Source organism: Xanthomonas sp. NCPPB 1826 (assembly GCF_056725285.1).
The window spans coordinates 4,855,652-4,873,090 of record NZ_CM161521.1; the positions used below are offsets into that span (position 1 = coordinate 4,855,652).

The 17,439-nt window shown below is 66.7% G+C and carries 13 protein-coding genes; 10 read left to right on the forward strand and 3 right to left on the reverse strand.

What is annotated here, in order from left to right:
* Positions 1-13: 13 nt before the first annotated feature.
* Positions 14-934, reverse strand: a complete 921-nt coding sequence (gene ttcA, locus AC1PLA_RS20405; protein ID WP_024937607.1) for a tRNA 2-thiocytidine(32) synthetase TtcA — start codon at positions 932-934, stop codon at positions 14-16.
* Positions 935-1,415: 481 nt separating this feature from the next.
* Between ttcA and xylA the strand changes: the two genes are divergently transcribed.
* Positions 1,416-2,753, forward strand: a complete 1,338-nt coding sequence (gene xylA / locus AC1PLA_RS20410) for a xylose isomerase (RefSeq protein WP_054591108.1) — start codon at positions 1,416-1,418, stop codon at positions 2,751-2,753.
* A 69-nt stretch (positions 2,754-2,822) separates the two neighbouring features.
* Here xylA and AC1PLA_RS20415 read toward each other — a convergent pair whose 3' ends face one another.
* A complete protein-coding gene (locus AC1PLA_RS20415; RefSeq protein ID WP_228960737.1) occupies positions 2,823-3,839 on the reverse strand; it encodes a LacI family DNA-binding transcriptional regulator in 1,017 nt (338 codons plus the stop codon).
* Here AC1PLA_RS20415 and AC1PLA_RS20420 point away from each other — a divergent pair.
* From AC1PLA_RS20420 to AC1PLA_RS20450, 7 genes are all read left to right on the forward strand, one after another.
* Positions 3,790-3,954 carry a hypothetical protein gene (locus tag AC1PLA_RS20420; protein WP_016903660.1) on the forward strand — a complete coding sequence of 55 codons (165 nt, stop codon included), beginning with the start codon at positions 3,790-3,792 and terminating at the stop codon, positions 3,952-3,954. The two genes, AC1PLA_RS20415 and AC1PLA_RS20420, sit on opposite strands and share 50 nt — an antisense overlap.
* 118 nt (positions 3,955-4,072) lie before the next feature.
* On the forward strand, positions 4,073-6,268 hold the full coding sequence (locus AC1PLA_RS20425; protein ID WP_481106240.1) for an alpha-glucuronidase family glycosyl hydrolase: 2,196 nt from the start codon (positions 4,073-4,075) through the stop codon (positions 6,266-6,268).
* Complete coding sequence (locus AC1PLA_RS20430; protein WP_481105244.1) at positions 6,265-8,229, forward strand: sialate O-acetylesterase; 1,965 nt, start codon at positions 6,265-6,267, stop codon at positions 8,227-8,229. Before AC1PLA_RS20425 ends, AC1PLA_RS20430 begins: the two co-directional genes overlap by 4 nt.
* Positions 8,230-8,240: 11 nt before the next feature.
* Positions 8,241-9,500 carry a D-mannonate dehydratase ManD gene (gene manD, locus AC1PLA_RS20435; RefSeq protein WP_481105245.1) on the forward strand — a complete coding sequence of 420 codons (1,260 nt, stop codon included), beginning with the start codon at positions 8,241-8,243 and terminating at the stop codon, positions 9,498-9,500.
* Positions 9,500-11,194: a glycoside hydrolase family 43 protein gene (locus AC1PLA_RS20440; RefSeq protein ID WP_481105246.1), complete on the forward strand. Its 1,695-nt coding sequence runs from the start codon at positions 9,500-9,502 to the stop codon at positions 11,192-11,194. The genes manD and AC1PLA_RS20440 overlap by 1 nt, the downstream gene beginning before the upstream one ends.
* A gap of 2 nt (positions 11,195-11,196) precedes the next feature.
* Positions 11,197-13,884 (forward strand): glycoside hydrolase family 3 protein, encoded by a 2,688-nt coding sequence (locus AC1PLA_RS20445; RefSeq protein WP_481105247.1) that lies wholly within the window; start codon positions 11,197-11,199, stop codon positions 13,882-13,884.
* Positions 13,885-14,112: 228 nt separating this feature from the next.
* Positions 14,113-15,576, forward strand: a complete 1,464-nt coding sequence (locus tag AC1PLA_RS20450; protein WP_481106241.1) for a mannitol dehydrogenase family protein — start codon at positions 14,113-14,115, stop codon at positions 15,574-15,576.
* 147 nt (positions 15,577-15,723) lie between these two features.
* Here the strand turns inward: AC1PLA_RS20450 and AC1PLA_RS20455 are convergent, their stop codons facing one another.
* Positions 15,724-16,110 carry a bleomycin resistance protein gene (locus tag AC1PLA_RS20455; protein ID WP_481106242.1) on the reverse strand — a complete coding sequence of 129 codons (387 nt, stop codon included), beginning with the start codon at positions 16,108-16,110 and terminating at the stop codon, positions 15,724-15,726.
* Between the two features lie 470 nt (positions 16,111-16,580).
* Here AC1PLA_RS20455 and AC1PLA_RS20460 point away from each other — a divergent pair, with 470 nt between their 5' ends.
* Positions 16,581-16,871, forward strand: a complete 291-nt coding sequence (locus tag AC1PLA_RS20460; protein ID WP_481105248.1) for a SymE family type I addiction module toxin — start codon at positions 16,581-16,583, stop codon at positions 16,869-16,871.
* Positions 16,872-17,166: 295 nt separating this feature from the next.
* The gene (locus tag AC1PLA_RS20465) at positions 17,167-17,325 is read left to right on the forward strand and encodes a DUF2256 domain-containing protein (protein ID WP_172454289.1); all 159 of its coding nucleotides are present in this window, start codon (positions 17,167-17,169) and stop codon (positions 17,323-17,325) included.
* Positions 17,326-17,439: the final 114 nt, after the last annotated feature.

Below are 17,439 nucleotides of genomic sequence, written 5' to 3' on the forward strand. Positions count from 1 at the left end.
CGCGATGGCCGCGTCAGTCGCTGTCGTGTGCGCTGTCGCCGGCGGCGAGCCAGGCGCTAGAATCGGGATCGGGATCGGGCGGTGCTGCATCGCCATTGCGGCCCAGCGCTAGGAAATCGAACAGGGTGCGGTCGGCCAGTTGCTCGGGCCGCACATCGCCCAGCGCGCGGGCGATCTGCTCGACCCGCCCGGGCTGCTCGCGGTCCCACTGCTGCAGCATCCGCCCGACCTGCTGGCGCTGCAGGTTTTCCTGGCTGCCGCACAGGTTGCACGGAATGATCGGGAACTGGCGCGCCTGCGCGTAGGCGGCGATATCGGCTTCGCGCACGTAGGCCAGCGGGCGGATCACCACATGCGCGCCGTCGTCGCTGCGCAGCTTGGGCGCCATCGCCGCGAGCCGGGCGTGGTGGAACAGATTCATGAAGAACGTGGCCACGATGTCGTCGCGATGGTGGCCGAGCGCGATCTTGGTCACGCCATGCGCCTGCGCGTAGGCATACAGCGCGCCGCGCCGCAGCCGCGAGCACAACGAACACATGGTCTTGCCGGCCGGAATCACCCGGCTGACCACCGAATAGGTGTCCTGCTCGACGATGTCGAACGGCACATCCAGCCCGCGCAGGTAAGTGGGCAGCACCTGCGCGGGGAAGTCGGGCTGCTTCTGGTCCAGATTGACCGCCACCAGGGTGAACGGCACCGGTGCCTTGCGCTGCAACTGCAGCAGCATGTCCAGCAAGGTGTAGCTGTCCTTGCCGCCGGACAGGCAGACCATGATCTTGTCGCCGGGGGCGATCATGCCGAAGTCGGCAATCGCCTGGCCCACCTGGCGCTGCAGGCGTTTGCCCAGGCGCAGCTGCTCACGCTGCAACCGCTGGCGCGGGTCGCGCGGCGCGGGGTCGGCCAGGGGTTGCGGCAGCGGCAGGACAGCGGTCATAAGCCGGCCATTGTAGCTGCCCGGCGCGCGGCGGGCCGGCGCGGCGCACGCGCGGCTGAACGGGCGGTCAGCCGTTTGCGGGCGGTGTGTCCGGCGCTGGTTTGGCGGTGCCGGGGCGCTAGCGAGCCGATCATCGCTAGAGGTGTGCCGCAGGTGCTCGGGGCAGCGCACATCTCGCAGCGCAGCAAGCCTTTCGGCGCCGGGCTGGGTAAAGTCGGGCAGACCGCTTCACTCGGGATCGGCATGGCATCTTCAGCTTCGCTCCATCGCGCGGCTTTTTTCGGTCGCGATTGTGGTAGCGCTAACATTCTGCGCGACACGGGTCAGGCCCCGTGCCGGCGTCCGTCCCCGGCGCTGATTGAGAGTGCGCGCCGGTGGCGGCGGTGACGGCCTGCATGCGCGATCGCTGCGCTGCGTGGCTGGTCACTCGCGTGCAACACCTTTCCCTTCTCCCCTCGCCTCTCTGCAGGAGTTCCACCCCATGAGCAACACCGTCTACATCGGCGCCAAGGAATATTTCCCCGGTATCGGCAAGATCGGCTTCGAAGGCCGCGACTCGGACAACCCGCTGGCGTTCAAGGTCTACGACGCCAACAAGCAGGTCGGCGACAAGACCATGGCCGAGCATCTGCGCTTTGCCGTGGCCTACTGGCACAGCTTCTGCGGCAACGGCGCCGATCCGTTCGGCCCGGGCACGCGCGCGTACCCGTGGGATATCGGCAACACCGCGTTGAATCGCGCCGAAGCCAAGGCCGATGCCGCGTTCGAGTTCTTCACCAAGCTCGGCGTGCCGTACTACTGCTTCCACGACATCGACTTGTCGCCCGATGCCGACGACATCGGCGAGTACCAGAGCAACCTCAAGCACATGGTCGGCATCGCCAAGCAGCGCCAGGCCGACACCGGCGTCAAGCTGTTGTGGGGCACCGCCAACCTGTTCTCGCACCCGCGTTATATGAATGGTGCGTCGACCAATCCTGATTTCAATGTCGTCGCGCGTGCGGCGGTGCAGGTCAAGGCTGCGATCGATGCCACCGTCGAGCTGGGCGGCGAGAACTACGTGTTCTGGGGTGGCCGCGAAGGCTATGCCTGCTTGCACAACACCCAGATGAAGCGCGAGCAGGACAACATGGCGCGCTTTTTGACCCTGGCACGCGACTACGGCCGCGCGATTGGCTTCACCGGCAACTTCCTGATCGAGCCCAAGCCGATGGAGCCGATGAAGCACCAGTACGACTTCGACAGCGCCACGGTGATCGGCTTCCTGCGTCAGCACGGCCTGGACCAGGACTTCAAGCTCAATATCGAAGCCAACCACGCCACCTTGTCGGGCCACAGCTTCGAGCACGACCTGCAGGTGGCATCCGATGCCGGCCTGCTCGGCAGCATCGATGCCAACCGCGGCAACCCGCAGAACGGCTGGGATACCGACCAGTTCCCGACCGACCTGTACGACACCGTCGGCGCGATGCTGGTGGTGCTGCGCCAGGGCGGGCTGGCACCGGGCGGCTTGAACTTCGATGCCAAGGTGCGCCGCGAGTCGTCCGACCCACAGGATCTGTTCCTGGCGCATATCGGCGGCATGGACGCGTTCGCACGCGGGCTGGAAGTGGCCAATGCGCTGCTGACCTCCTCGCCGCTGGAGCAGTGGCGCGCCGAGCGTTACGCCAGCTTCGACAGCGGCGCGGGCGCGGACTTCGCCAACGGCAGCAGCACGCTGGTGGATCTGGCCAAGTACGCCGCCGGCAACGAACCCAAGCAGCTCAGCGGCCGTCAGGAAGCCTACGAGAACCTGATCAACCAGTATCTGACGCGTTGATGTTGTGCCGATGGTCGCCTGCACGTGCAGGCGACCGCCGGCGGCCTGCGCGCAGAACCGCGTGCAGCGTCATGGCTGTTCCGTTGCATCCGGCGCCGCCGGTGCGGCCACCGAATCCCGCTTGACCAGCAGGTGCGCGACCACATGATCGACCATCTTCGCCGTGCGCTCCTTGGCGCGAATCGTCTTCAACAGGATATCCAGCGCAGCGTCGGCCATGGCGGCGATGGGCTGCTGCACGGTGGTGAGTTCGGGCCATACCGCAGTGGCAGCGGAGGTGTCGTCGAAGCCGACCACCGACAGATCGCGCGGCACATCCAGCCCGCGCCGATGCGCGACCGAGATCGCGGCGGCGGCCATGTCGTCGTTGCTGGCGAAGATGGCGCTGGGGCGGCGTTTGCGCGCCAGCAGTTTTTCCGCAGCGACCAGGCCGGATTTGTAGGTGTAGTCGCCCGGTTGCACCAGATGCCGGTCCAGCCGCAGGCCCGCATCGGCCAGCGCGGCCTGGAACCCTTCGAAGCGACGCGTGCTGGCAGACAGGTTGGGATGCCCGGCGATGTAACCGATACGCGTGTGGCCCTGCGCGATCAGATGCTCGGTGATTTCCTTGGCGGCAGCGAATTCGTCGATGCGCACACAGGCCACATCCGGGCTGAAATGGTTGGAGGCGATCGCCACCACCGGCACCTTGGCGCGCACCAGTTCCAGTACCGCGGCCTTGGATTCGCACAACGGCGGCGGCAGGATCACCCCGGCCACGCCCTTGGCGAGCTTGCGTGCGGCACGGCGTTCGGCGTCGGCATCCAGGTCGTCCCAGCAATCGATCACCAACTGGATCGGCGTGCGCGAGGCAACCCGCAACACGCCCAGCAGCAACTCACGCAGGTAGGCGCCGCTTGGATCGCTGTAGATCAACGCAATGCGCGTGCTCTGCGCGGCGGCCAGGGCACTGGCCGCCAGGTTTGGCGTGTAGCCCAGCTTGTCGACCGCACGCAGCACGCGTGCACGGGTGGCATCGCGCACGCTGCCGTTGTTGTTGACCACGCGCGAGACCGTCATCGGCGAGACCTTCGCCAGCGCCGCCACCTCGTCGATGGTGGTCGCGCGGCTGGTGCGGCGGACCGATTTCCTGACCTTCTCCAAGCGTGGCCTCTTCAAGTGGGTGGCGAACCTGCACGATGCACACAACCCGCTGCAGTAACGCAAGCGCCGACTGCGTGCATGACGATGCGACGCATGGTACCGGGAAGCAGGCAGAGCGGCGATACGCCGCAGCGTGCGGTGATGCCGCTGGAGCATGCCGCATGAGCGCGCGTGCAATGCGGCGCTGCGGCGCGTATTGCGCAGCGTTGACGCAGCCGTGGTGGCTGGCGCTGACGTTGCTGTGCGGATTGATGCTGGCCAGTGCCGGCGCGCGGGCCGAGGATGGCTACGACTTATGGTTGCGCTACCACCCGCTGGCCAACGCGGCGCAGTTGCGTGGCAGCGCAAGCGAGTTGATCATCGCCGGCGACTCGCCCACGCTGCAGGTTGCACGTGAGGAATTGCAGCGTGGACTGTCGGGCCTGCTTGGTGCTGCGCCGCAGTCGTCCGCCACGATCACGCGCGATGGTGCGATCTTGCTGGGCGCGGCCGCCGCGCCGCAGATCGCGGCGTTACAGCTGCAGACCACCGGCCTGGGCCGCGAGGGCTACCTGATCCGCAGTGTCAGCGTGGACGGGCATCGCACCATCGCCATCGTCGGCGGCAGCGATGTCGGCGCGCTGTATGGGGCATTCCACTTCCTGCGCCTGCTGCAGACCGGCCAGTCGCTGGCCGCGCTGGACCTGCGCGAGTCGCCGCGGCTGCAGCTGCGCATGCTCAACCACTGGGACAACCTGGACGGGGTGGTCGAACGCGGCTACGCCGGCGCCTCGTTATGGAACTGGCAGACCCTGCCGGGCTACCTGGATCCGCGCTACACCGACTACGCGCGCGCCAATGCATCGCTGGGCATCAACGGCAGCGTGCTCAACAACGTCAACGCCAAGGCCTGGAGCCTGACGCCGCAATATCTGGACAAGGCGGCAGCACTGGCCAAGGTGTTCCGCCCTTACGGCATTCGCGTGTTTCTCAGCGCGCGCTTCAGCGCGCCGATCGAGATCGGTGGCCTGAAGACCGCCGACCCGCTGGATCCGCAGGTACAGCAGTGGTGGCGCAACAAAGCCGACGAGATCTACGCGCGCATTCCGGACTTCGGCGGTTTTCTGGTCAAGGCCAACTCCGAAGGCCAGCCTGGCCCGCAGGATTACGGGCGCAGCCATGCCGATGGCGCCAATCTGCTGGCCGATGCGCTGGCGCCGCATGGCGGGGTGGTGATGTGGCGCGCGTTCGTCTATTCGCACGAGCAACCGGACGATCGCGCCAAGCAGGCGTACAGCGAGTTCCTGCCGCTGGATGGCCAGTTCCGCGACAACGTGATCGTGCAGGTCAAGAACGGGGCGATCGACTTCCAGCCGCGCGAGCCGTTCCATCCGCTGTTCGGTGCGATGCGCAAGACGCCGTTGATGCCGGAGTTCCAGATCACCAAGGAGTATCTGGGCTTTTCCACCCATCTGGCCTATCTGGGCACGCTGTTTGCCGAAACCCTGCAGGCCGACACCTATGCGCGCGGCAAGGGCTCGACCGTTGCCAGAACCGTGGATGGCACGCTCTTCAACGATGCCAAACGCACGCGCCTGACCGGCATTGCCGGGGTGGCCAACATCGGTGCGGACCGCAACTGGAGCGGCTCGATCTTCGATCAGGCCAACTGGTATGCATACGGGCGGCTGGCGTGGAACCCGCAGTTGTCGCCGCAGGCGATCGCGCAGGAGTGGGCGCGCATGAGCTTCTCCAACGATGCTGACGTGGTGACGCCCGTGGTCGACATGATGCTGCGCTCGCGCGAGGCAGTGGTGGACTACATGACCCCGCTCGGCCTGCATCACCTGATGGGGCGCGGCCATCACTACGGCCCGGCACCCTGGGATGCGGGCAGCGAGCGCCCGGACTGGGACCCGGTCTACTACCACCGGGCCGACAGTAACGGGATCGGCTTTGACCGTAGCGCCAGCGGCAGCAACGCGGTGGCGCAATACGCCAGGCCGGTGGCGCGCGTGTTCGGCGATGTGCAGCGCGTGCCGGAGCATTACCTGCTGTGGTTCCACCATGTGCCCTGGGAGCACCGCATGGCCTCCGGGCGGCCGCTGTGGGACGAGCTGGTATGGCATTACGACCACGGCGTGGACGAGGTGCGTGCCATGCGCGCGACCTGGCAGGGCCTGGCCGGCAAGATCGATCCACCGCGTTACCGGCAGGTGGCCAGTTTCCTGGCGATCCAGCAGGACGAAGCGCAGTGGTGGCGCGATGCCAGCATCGCCTACTTCCAGCGCGTGTCCGGGCGGCCGTTGCCGGCCGGCACGGCGCCGCCGGCGCATCCGTTGGCGTATTACCAGGCTTTGAAGTTTCCGTATGCACCGGGGAATCCGAAATGAGCGCGCGCCTCTCGACCGTCATCATGGCAACGCTCTGCGCAGCACTGCTGCCGCGCCTGGCGCAGGCGGCCGATGCGCCGCTGCTGCATGCGCTGTTTCAGGAGCATGTGGTGTTGCAGCGCGATGCGCCGATCCGGGTGTGGGGCGATGCCCCCCCTGGCGCGCGCGTGAGCGTGCAACTGGATGCGCAGCAGGTGCAGGCACGCGCAGATCGGCAAGGCCGCTGGGAGGCACGCCTGCCCGCGCACGCCGCGGGTGGCCCGTACACCTTGAGCGCACGCACCAGCACGGGCGTGACGCAGCAGGTCAATGACGTGCTGATCGGCGATGTGTGGCTGTGCTCGGGCCAATCCAACATGGAATTGCAGGTGCATCGCACCCTGGATTCACGCAGCGAGATCGCCGATGCCGACAACCCGCGCATCCGCATGTTCAAGGTGCCGGCGCAGTCCAGCCCGACGCCGCAGCGCCGCTTCGGTGGCGCTGCGGCATGGCAGCTCACCACGCCGGAGACGGTGAAGGAGTTTTCTGCGGCCTGCTATTACTTCGCACGTGAGTTGCAGAGGACCGTCGACGTGCCGATGGGCCTGATCAACGCCTCCTGGGGCGGCTCGCAACTGCAGGCCTGGATCGGCGAGAAGGCACTGCGCGCTGCCGGCGACGATGGCCCGGCGCTGGATGTGCTGGCGCGTTACGCACGCGACCCGGTGGATGCCGCGCCGCATTGGGGCGCGCTGTGGGAGGCCTGGTGGCATGCGCACGGCGAAGGCGAGCCCTGGCAGGCGGATGCGCCCGGCGCCTGGCAAACCGCACCGGCGGCATTGGGCGCTTGGGACGACTGGGGCGTGCCGCAGCTGGTCGGCTTCAACGGCATGGTCTGGTACCGCACCAGCGTGGAGCTGACGCCGGCGCAGGCCGCGCAGGACGCCAGCTTGTTGCTCGGGCCGGTGGACGAACTGGACCAGACCTGGGTCAACGGGCACGGTGTGGGCAGCAGTTACGGCGCCGACCAGCCGCGTCGCTACAGCGTGCCGCGCGGGCGCCTGCAGGCCGGGCGCAACAGCATCGTGCTCAATGTGCTCAACACCTATCGGCGTGGTGGGCTGCTGGGCGATGCGCAATCACGTGCGCTGCAGTTCGCCGATGGCAGCACGCTGCCGCTGGATGCGCCCTGGCAGTACCGCATCGTGCCGCCGCAACTGGGCTCGCCACCGCGTGCACCATGGTCGTCGGCGGCCGGGCTGACCACCTTGTACAACGGCATGATCGCCCCGCTCGGCCAGCTCGGCCTGCGTGGCGTGCTGTGGTACCAGGGCGAATCCAATGCCGGCGATGCGGTGCATTACCCGGCCTTGCTCGCTGCATGGCAACGCGATTGGCGGCAGCGCTTCGGTGCGCAGTTGCCGCTGCTGATCGTGCAGCTGGCCAACTATGGCGCGCCGCCCACCCAGCCGGTCGACAGCGGCTGGGCGCAGCTGCGCGAGGCGCAACGCCACTTCGTCGCCAACGATGCGCATGCGGGCCTGGCGGTGACGATCGACATCGGCGACCGCTACGACATCCATCCGGCCAACAAGCAGGAACTGGGCCGGCGCCTGGCGCGTGCGGCGCGGCAAGTGGTGTACGGCGAGGCGCTTGCGCCCTCCGGCCCGGTGCCGCGCAGCGCGCAACGCGAAGGCGACAGCGTGCGCATCGCCTTCGACGATGTGGACACCGCCTTGCTCAGCTATGGCGCCGATGCGCCGATCGGCTTCGAGCTGTGCGGCGCTGCGTCCAACAGCTGCCGCTATGCCGTTGCCAGCTTGCACGACCACACCATCAGCCTGCGCGTTCCCTCCGGCCTGGCCGTCACGCGGGTGCGCTACTGCTGGGCCGACAGCCCGGTATGCACCTTGTACGACCGCAGCGGCCTGCCGGCCGGCCCGTTCGAACTCCCCCTCACTGCCGCCACTTCTCCCTGAGCGAGACCACGATGCCACAGACTCCCGACTCCCCTGCTCCGCTGCAAGGCTCGGCCCGCGATCGCGAGATCGTCGAGGCGCGCGTCATCGTCACCTGCCCGGGCCGCAACTTCGTCACCCTGAAGATCCGCACCCGCTCGGGCATCACCGGGCTGGGCGATGCCACGCTCAACGGCCGCGAACTGGCGGTGGCGGCGTACCTGCAGGAACACCTGGTGCCGAATCTGATCGGCCGCGATGCCGGCCGTATCGAAGACATCTGGCAGTTCTTCTACCGCGGCGCGTACTGGCGGCGCGGCCCGGTGACGATGAGCGCCATCGCCGCGGTGGACGTGGCCTTGTGGGACATCCTGGGCAAGATGGCCGGCCTGCCGCTGTACCAGTTGCTGGGCGGGCGCTCGCGCGAGGGCGCGCTGGTCTACGGCCATGCCAATGGCCGCGATATCGCCGAAACCAGCGATGAGGTGGGCCGCTTCCGCGAGCTGGGCTTCATCGCCATCCGCGCGCAATGCGGCGTGCCCGGCATCAAGAAGACCTACGGCATTTCCAGCGGCGGCAAACCGTATGAGCCGGCCGAGAGCGAATTGCCGACCGAAACGGTGTGGTCCACGCCGCGCTATCTTGGCGTGGTGCCCAAGCTGTTCGAGCAGCTACGCAACGATCATGGCGACGAGATCGAACTGCTGCATGATGCCCACCACCGGCTCACCCCGATCGAGGCCGCGCGCCTGGGCCGCGACCTGGAACCGTACCGGCTGTTCTGGCTGGAAGACGCCACCCCTGCAGAAAACCAGCGCGCGTTCGAGGTGATCCGCCAGCACACGGTCACCCCCTTGGCGGTGGGCGAGGTGTTCAATTCGCTGTGGGATTGCAAGCACCTGATCGAGCAGCAACTGATCGACTACATCCGCACCACGATTGTCCACGCCGGCGGCATCACCCATGTGCGACGTCTGGCCGATTTCGCCGCGCTGCATCAGGTGCGTACCGGCTTCCACGGCGCCACCGATCTGTCGCCGGTGTGCATGGGCGCGGCACTGCACTTCGACACCTGGGTGCCCAACTTCGGCATCCAGGAATACATGTTCCATTCCGACGAGGCCAACGCGGTGTTTCCGCACGATTACGTATTCCGCGATGGCCGCCTGCATTGCGGCGAAACGCCCGGGCATGGCGTGGACATCGACGAGGCCCTGGCCGCGAAGTATCCCTACGTGCCCAAGCAGTTGCCGATCGCGCGGCTGGAAGACGGTGCGATGTGGGACTGGTGATGCGCTGGCTGCCGGCCGCGCTTGCGGCACTGCTGCTTGCGGTGGCCGCGCCTGCGCGCGTGCAGGCGCAAGCAAAAGCCGATGTCGCCTTCGACTGGTTCGAGTATCGCGGCGACGATGCTGTGTTCGCCACGCCGTTACCACCCGGGCACTACCGCAACCCGGTGCTGGCCGGGTTCTACCCGGACCCCAGCGTGACACGCGTGGGCGAGCACTACTACCTGGTCAATTCCACGTTCGCGTATTTCCCGGCGATCCCGGTGTTCGAAAGTACCGACCTGGTGCACTGGACGCAGATCGGCAATGTGGTCGAGCGCCGCGAACAGCTCGACTACGACGGGCTGGGCGTGTCGCGTGGCATGTTCGCTGCCAGCATCCGTCATCATGCCGGGCGTTTCTATGTCGTAGGCACCTCGGTCGACAGCGGTGGCAACTTCATCGCCAGCGCCCACAATCCCGCCGGCCCATGGTCGGCACTGACGTGGTTGCCGGGCATCGACGGCATCGACCCGTCGTTGTTCTTCGATACCGACGGCAGCGCCTACCTGCTCAACAACGGCCCGCCGGAAGGCACGCCGTTATACGAAGGCCACCGTGCGATCTGGATGCAGCGCTTCGACCTCGCCAGCAATCAACCGGTCGGCCCTCGCAAGGTGTTGCTCAACGGCGGGGTGGATCTGGCCAGCAAGCCGATCTGGATCGAAGGCCCGCATCTGTATCAACGCGACGGTTGGTATTACCTCTCGTGTGCCGAAGGCGGCACCGGGCCGCAGCATTCGCAAGTGGTTCTGCGCAGCCGCACTGTGTGGGGGCCGTTTGAGCCCTCGCCGCACAATCCGATCCTGACCCAACGCGACCTGCCGGCCGGACGCGCGCACCCGGTCAGCAATGCCGGGCATGTGGATCTGGTGGACACACCGGACGGGCAATGGTGGGCGGTGTTCCTGGCCAGCCGCCCGTATGCGGGCGAACGCTACAACACCGGGCGCGAAACCTTCCTGCTGCCAGTGCACTGGCGCGATGGCTGGCCGTCGATCCTGCCGGCCGGCGAGCCGATTCCGTCTGTCGCACAGAGCCCGCGTGGCGCCAAGACACCGGCCGATCAAGCGCCGTTGTCGGGCAACTTCACCTGGCGCGACGACTTCGTCGGCACCTCGCTGCAGCGCGAATGGCTATATCTGCGTGTGCCCAAACATGAGGTAGCCGATCTAAGCGCACGCACCGGTTGGCTGACCCTCCATGCCAGTGCGCAAGGCTTGGACAGCACCGCCACACCCGCCTTCCTGGCGCGGCGCCAGCAACACACGCGCTTTACCGCGAGCACCGCGTTGGCGGTGCCCACGCAGGCCGGCGTCAGCGCCGGGCTTGCCGTATTGCAGAATTCCAATGCGTGGTATGCGTTGGGCGTGCGACGCAACGGCGATGCGCTGGACGTCTTCCTCGACAAGCGCGAGGGCGCAAGAACCACCACGCTCGCACGCACCCGCGTCCCCGCAACGGCGCAGCTACGCCTGCAGATCAGCGGCGATGGCGGTGCGTACAGCTTTGCCTTCGATGCCGATGGGCGCGGCTGGCAATCGCTACACCGCAACGACGATGCGGGCATGCTCAGCACCGCACAGGCCGGCGGCTTCGTCGGCAGCATGATCGGGCCCTTTGCCCAGCTGGAACCGCACCGCACCCAGGAGGACTGACCATGCATTCGCACCCCGCCCACCGCGCCACCGCCCCGCGTCGCACACCTGCGCGCGGCTTATTGCTGGCGATGGCGCTGGCCGCCACCGGCACGCAGGCTGCAACGCCGCCGCCGTATCTGGACACCCAACGCCCCTTCGATGCGCGTGCGGCCGACCTGGTGTCGCGCATGACGCTGGAAGAAAAGGCCGCGCAGATGCAGAACGCCGCCCCGGCGATCCCGCGCCTGCAGGTGCCCGAATACGATTGGTGGAACGAAGCGCTGCACGGCGTGGCGCGTGCCGGCGGCGCCACCGTATTTCCGCAGGCGATCGGCCTGGCTGCTACGTTCGATACCCCGTTGATGGCCGAGGTGGCCACCGCCATCAGCGACGAAGCGCGCGCCAAGCACCACGCCTTCATGGCGCGCGGCGAGCACAAGCGCTACCAGGGGCTCACCTTCTGGTCGCCCAACATCAACATCTTCCGCGACCCGCGCTGGGGCCGCGGGCAGGAAACCTATGGCGAAGACCCGTTTCTGACCGCGCGCATGGGCGTGACCTTCGTGCAGGGCCTGCAGGCGCAGCAAGGGCCGTACCGCAAGCTCGATGCCACCGCCAAGCACTTCGCCGTGCACAGCGGCCCGGAGGCCGACCGTCATCACTTCGACGTGCATCCCAGCGAGCGCGATCTCCATGAAACCTATCTGCCCGCGTTCCAGGCCCTGGTGCAGGAAGGCAAGGTCGCCGCGGTGATGGGCGCCTACAACCGCGTCAATGGCGAATCCGCCTCGGCCAGTACGCGGCTGGAAGGCATCCTGCGCCGCGACTGGGGTTTCGATGGTTACATCGTCAGCGACTGCGCCGCCATCCGCGATATCTGGCAGAACCACAAGATCGTGCCCACGCCCGAAGCGGCCGCCGCGCTTGGCGTCAAGCACGGCACCGACCTGGATTGCGGCGACACCTATGCCGCGTTGCCGGCGGCGGTGCGTGCCGGCTTGATCGACGAGGCCAGCATCGATACCGCGCTCAAGCGGCTGATGACCTCGCGCATGCGGCTGGGCATGTTCGACCCGCCGGCCAAGGTGCCGTGGGCGCAGATTCCCGCATCAGCCAATCAATCGCCAGAGCACGATGCACTGGCCCGCCGCACCGCGCGCGAATCGCTGGTGCTGCTGAAGAACGACGGCCTGCTGCCGCTCAAACCCACGCTCAAGCGCATTGCCGTGATCGGCCCCACCGCCGACGACCCGATGTCGCTGCTGGGCAATTACTACGGCACGCCGGCCGCGCCGGTCACCATCCTGCAAGGCATCCGCGACGCCGCACCGCAGACACAGGTGGTCTACGCGCGCGGCAGCGATCTGGTGGAAGGGCGCGAAGACCCCAACGCCGCTGCACCGATCGACACCCGCTATCTGCGCCCGGCGCCGGATGCCAAGCAGAACGGCCTCACCGGCGAATACTTCAAGGGCCGCGCCCTGGCCGGCCAGCCGGTGCTGACCCGCATCGATCCGCGTATCGCCTTCCGCTGGGACCGCAATGCGCCCACCGACGATGCCGTGGGCCGCGGTGAACTGCAGGCCGACCGTGCGCTGGCCAAGGACGACTTCAGCGTGCGCTGGCATGGCCAGCTGCTGCCGCCGGTGTCGGGCACCTACGAGCTGCAAATTGCCGCCGACGATGGCGTGCGCCTGTTGCTGGACGGCAAGCTGCTCATCGATCAATGGAGCGAGGCCCCGCGCATGCGCGGCGGCAATGCCAGCGTCGCGCTGGAAGGCGGCAAGGCCTACGACCTGCGCGTGGAATACTTCGAGGCCACACGCGATGCCGGCGTGCGTCTGGCCTGGCGCATGCCCGGCGCCAAGCCGCCGCTGCAGGAAGCGGTGGACGCCGCACGCAACGCTGAGGTGGTGGTGTTCGTCGGCGGGCTCACCGGCGATGTCGAAGGCGAGGAGATGGACGTCAACTATCCCGGTTTTGCCGGCGGCGACCGCACCGACACCCGCCTGCCCAAACCGCAACGCGAGTTGCTGCAGGCACTGCAGGCCACCGGCACGCCAGTGGTTGCGGTGCTGACCACCGGCTCGGCGCTGGCGATCGACTGGGCGCAGCACCACGTGCCCGCCATCCTGCTGGCCTGGTACCCCGGCCAACGTGGCGGCAGCGCGGTCGGCGATGTGCTGTTCGGCCAGGCCAGCCCCGGCGGCCGCCTGCCGATCACCTTCTACAAGGAAGACGAGCGCCTGCCCGCCTTCGACGATTACGCCATGCGCGGCCGCACCTATCGCTACTTCGCCGGCAAGCCGCTGTATCCGTTCGGCCACGGCCTGTCCTACACGCAGTTTGCGTATTCGGATCTACGCCTTGATCGCACCACGGTGGCCGCCGATGGCACGCTCACGGCCACGGTCACGCTGAAGAACACCGGCCAACGCGCAGGCGATGAAGTGGTGCAGCTCTATCTGCATCCGCTCAAGCCGCAACGCGAACGTGCCATCAAGGAACTGCGCGGCTTCCAGCGCATCACCCTGCAACCCGGCGAACAACGGCAGCTGCGCTTCACCCTCAAGGCGCAGGACGCCTTGCGCATCTACGACGAGCAGCGCAAGGCCTACGCAGTGGATCCAGGCGACTACGAAGTACAGGTCGGCGCTTCCAGCGCTGATATCCGCAGCACACAACGCTTTACCATCACCGACAAGTAGCAGCCGTTGACACCCTCGCCATGCGGACGTGGGCGAAGAACCCACTCAGCCGCGATTGCCCCAGGCCCCTCTCCCGCCGGGCGAAGAGGCACCGCTTGCGCGCCACTGGCGCGCGTGCCTTGGAGCGCCCACGTCGCAAGACGTGGGCCGGGGCGCGGAGCGGGGGTTGGGATGAGGGTACGGCCACAGGCGAACTTGCAGCACCCCCACGATTCCAAACAAAAACCCATGCCAATTCCAACGCTCTCCATCGCAACACTCGCGCACCTACCAGCCACCGTCCTCACTCCCAGCTACGACCCCAAACAGACCACCATCGGCATCGTCCATCTAGGCGCAGGCGCCTTCCACCGCGCCCACCAGGCCGTCTACATCGACGACCTGCTCGCACATGACCCCACCTGGGCCATCTGCGCCGTCTCCCTGCACAACCCGAGCGTGCGCGACGCCCTGCGTCCGCAAGACGGCCTGTACACCCTCGCGCTGCTCGACGAACACCCGCAGCTACGCATCATCGGCGCCATCCGCGAGGTGCTGTGCGCCGCCGACGAACAGAGCGCCGTGCTCGCGCATCTGTCAGAGCCCGCCGTGCGCCTGGTCACCCTCACCATCACCGAAAAGGGATATTGCCTCGCAGGCGACACCCTCGACCTCGCCCATCCCGAGATTGCGCACGACATCGCACATCCCGCGACGCCGCGCAGCGCCATCGGCTATCTCGTCGCCGGCCTGCAACAACGCAGACAGCAGGGCAGCGCACCGTTCACCGTGCTCAGCTGCGACAACCTGCAAGACAACGGCAACCTGCTACGCCGCGCAGTCTTGCTGCTCGCACAGCAAACCGATCCCGCGCTTGCGGCATGGATCGACCGGCACGTGACTTTTCCGCGCTCGATGGTCGACAGCATCACCCCCGCCACCGACGACGTATTGCGCACCAACGTACAAGCGCAAACCGGTCTGCACGACGCCTGGCCGATCCAGCGCGAGCGCTACAGCCAGTGGGTGATCGAAGACCGCTTCTGCAACGGCCGCCCCGCCTTCGAAAGCGCAGAGGTGATTCTCAGCGACGATATCGCCGGCTATGCACGCGCCAAACTGCGTCTGCTCAACGGCCCGCACTCCACACTCGCCTATCTCGGCGGCCTGCTCGATCTGGAAACCGTCGCCGACGCCATGCGCCACACGCAACTGGCTGCCTTTGTCGAAACCCTGATGCGCGAGGACATCGCCCCCACCCTGCAGCCCATGCCGGGCTTCGACCCACAGCACTACATCGACGCCATCCTCGCCCGCTTCCGCAACCCCGCCATCCGCCACCTGCTCGCCCAGATCGCCTGGGATGGCTCGCAAAAGATTCCGGTGCGTCTGCTCGGCGTCATCAGCGATGCATTGGACGCCGGGCGCCGGATCGACCGGCTCTGCATTCCGGTAGCGGCGTGGCTGCAGTTCGTGCGCAGGCAGGCGGCCAACGGCGTGGCCCTGGTCGATCCACTGAGCGAGGTCCTCAGCGACATCGCCCATTCGACCACCGGCAATGCCAGCCATGACATCGCGGCATTCCTCACCGTGGATGCGATGTTCGCTGCGCTCTCTGGCGATGCGCGTTTTGTGGAGGCACTGCGCGCTGCCTATGCTGCGCTGGGCACTGCAACGCCGGCACAGATACAGCTGGCAATCGATGCAAGGTGATGCACGGCATACGCATCGCCGGCTGCCATCGCATGCCAACAAGGTCCGATGTCTACGTCGTGCGATGTCGGGCAACGTGTATATCGTGCCACCTGATCGATGGCCTGTTCCAGATATGCAGGTACCCAGATGCAGGCGATTGGACGCCTAGCTACCGATTACCTGTCCAATCCTGATCAGATTGCCGCTCTCATCGACAAGCGCAAATTCCCGCATGCCCCAGGGCTTGTCGCTGACAGCATCGAGCCTGGGGATGCCGTGTGCCGAAAGCTGCGCGGCACGCATGGCGGCGTAGACCGCATCGACATCGCCAACCCGGATATAGCAGCCCGCATAGCAGGCCGCAGGATCAAGATCCGGGTGTGCGAAGAAATGCAGCTCCAACTCGCCACGCGTCAGGATCGCGTAGCCCGCATCGTGCGGATGCGCGTCGCCGACAAAGCCCAGCCGCCGATAGAAGGCGACAGTGCGTTCGATCGAGCGACCGGGGTGCAGTGGAATCGCACGGTCTGGCGTTTCGGCAGTGGAAGTCATCGCTTTCTCGTAGTGGGATAACGAACCCGTCTTTGAGCACAACGATACGCCAGATACGAGGGATGGGTTGCGAGCCATGCCGTGCTGTCTTGACTCGCTGTGTTGGCGAGTAGCAAGATCCCTGTGCTGCGGCACATTCCGCAGCCGGATTTGACAGTCCGAACCACAAGGCGCACCAGCGCCCATTGCACGATGTCGGCGCTTTTTCTTTGCCCGGTGTCATGCGTGGGGGGCGTGCCCGCTCTATGGCGGGCGGTGTGCGGAGACCGAAAGGTCTGCCGGTACCTTGTGGCCGGTCTGTCAACCGCATACCGTCCGCCACCTCGATTGACAGCGATGCGGCGGACTTCCTATCGCACAAGGAGTTCGATACGACCCGTCCAAAAGCAACCGCCCGTGCACGCGCTGCATCGCCTTCCAGTCGATCTGTTGTGACACGCGCCAGATCCAAGCACCGCCCGGCCGCCAGCATGACCGACGCTGAGCCAGCGGTGGATCCAGCGCTGGCGCCTACCCCGCCCTTGCGCAAGCCCGGCTTCCGCATTCCAGAGCGGGTCACCATGAGCTACCAGCACTACGACGTGCGGCGTGCCGAGGATGTCATCGGTTGTGCGGTGCCCAAGTTGCGACTGTCCGGGCGCTGGCTGGAACACTGCGGTTTCGCAGTGGGTGATGCCTTGCGGGTAACGGTGGGACGCGGCGTGCTGTTGATCAGCCGCGTGGCGCCTGCGGTACCTGCGGTGAGACCACGCCGCAGGTGACACGCCTGGGGCGAGCGCCCTTGCACGGCGCTTTGCGGTTCCTTCTTCCGTGCACGGGAGAAGGGACGCATTCTGCTCTTGTCTGGATTGCAGAAGGGAGGCCGGCTGTTCCTGTTTGCGCGTGAGAGCAGAGGTGCCTGTTGCGGTGCGGAGCAGCAAAGCAAGGCTGCGTAGCGCAGGGGCTGTCAGCGGTAGAGAGCTTCTTGCCTGCAATGGCATCTGCACCGCATCGCTCGACATAACATGGTTGGCCTCACCTACGCCCCGCCCACGTTCGGACAGGTTCAAGCGCCACATGGCCATGCGCAAGAAACACGAGTTGCCGGAAAAGCCCTGCATGCAATGCGGGCGGCCGTTTCGTTGGCGCAAGAAGTGGGAGCGCGTGTGGGACGAAGTGAAGTACTGCTCCGACCGTTGCCGTGGCGAGAGCAAGCGGACGCGTCCGACTCCGTGACGTACGCGGTGTGTTGATCGCCGATCGACAACACGCGCAACCCCATCGCCAAACCAGCGCACACCGACGCATGCGCGTAGTGTTGGTGCGCGACATGCTTAGACTCTATCCGTC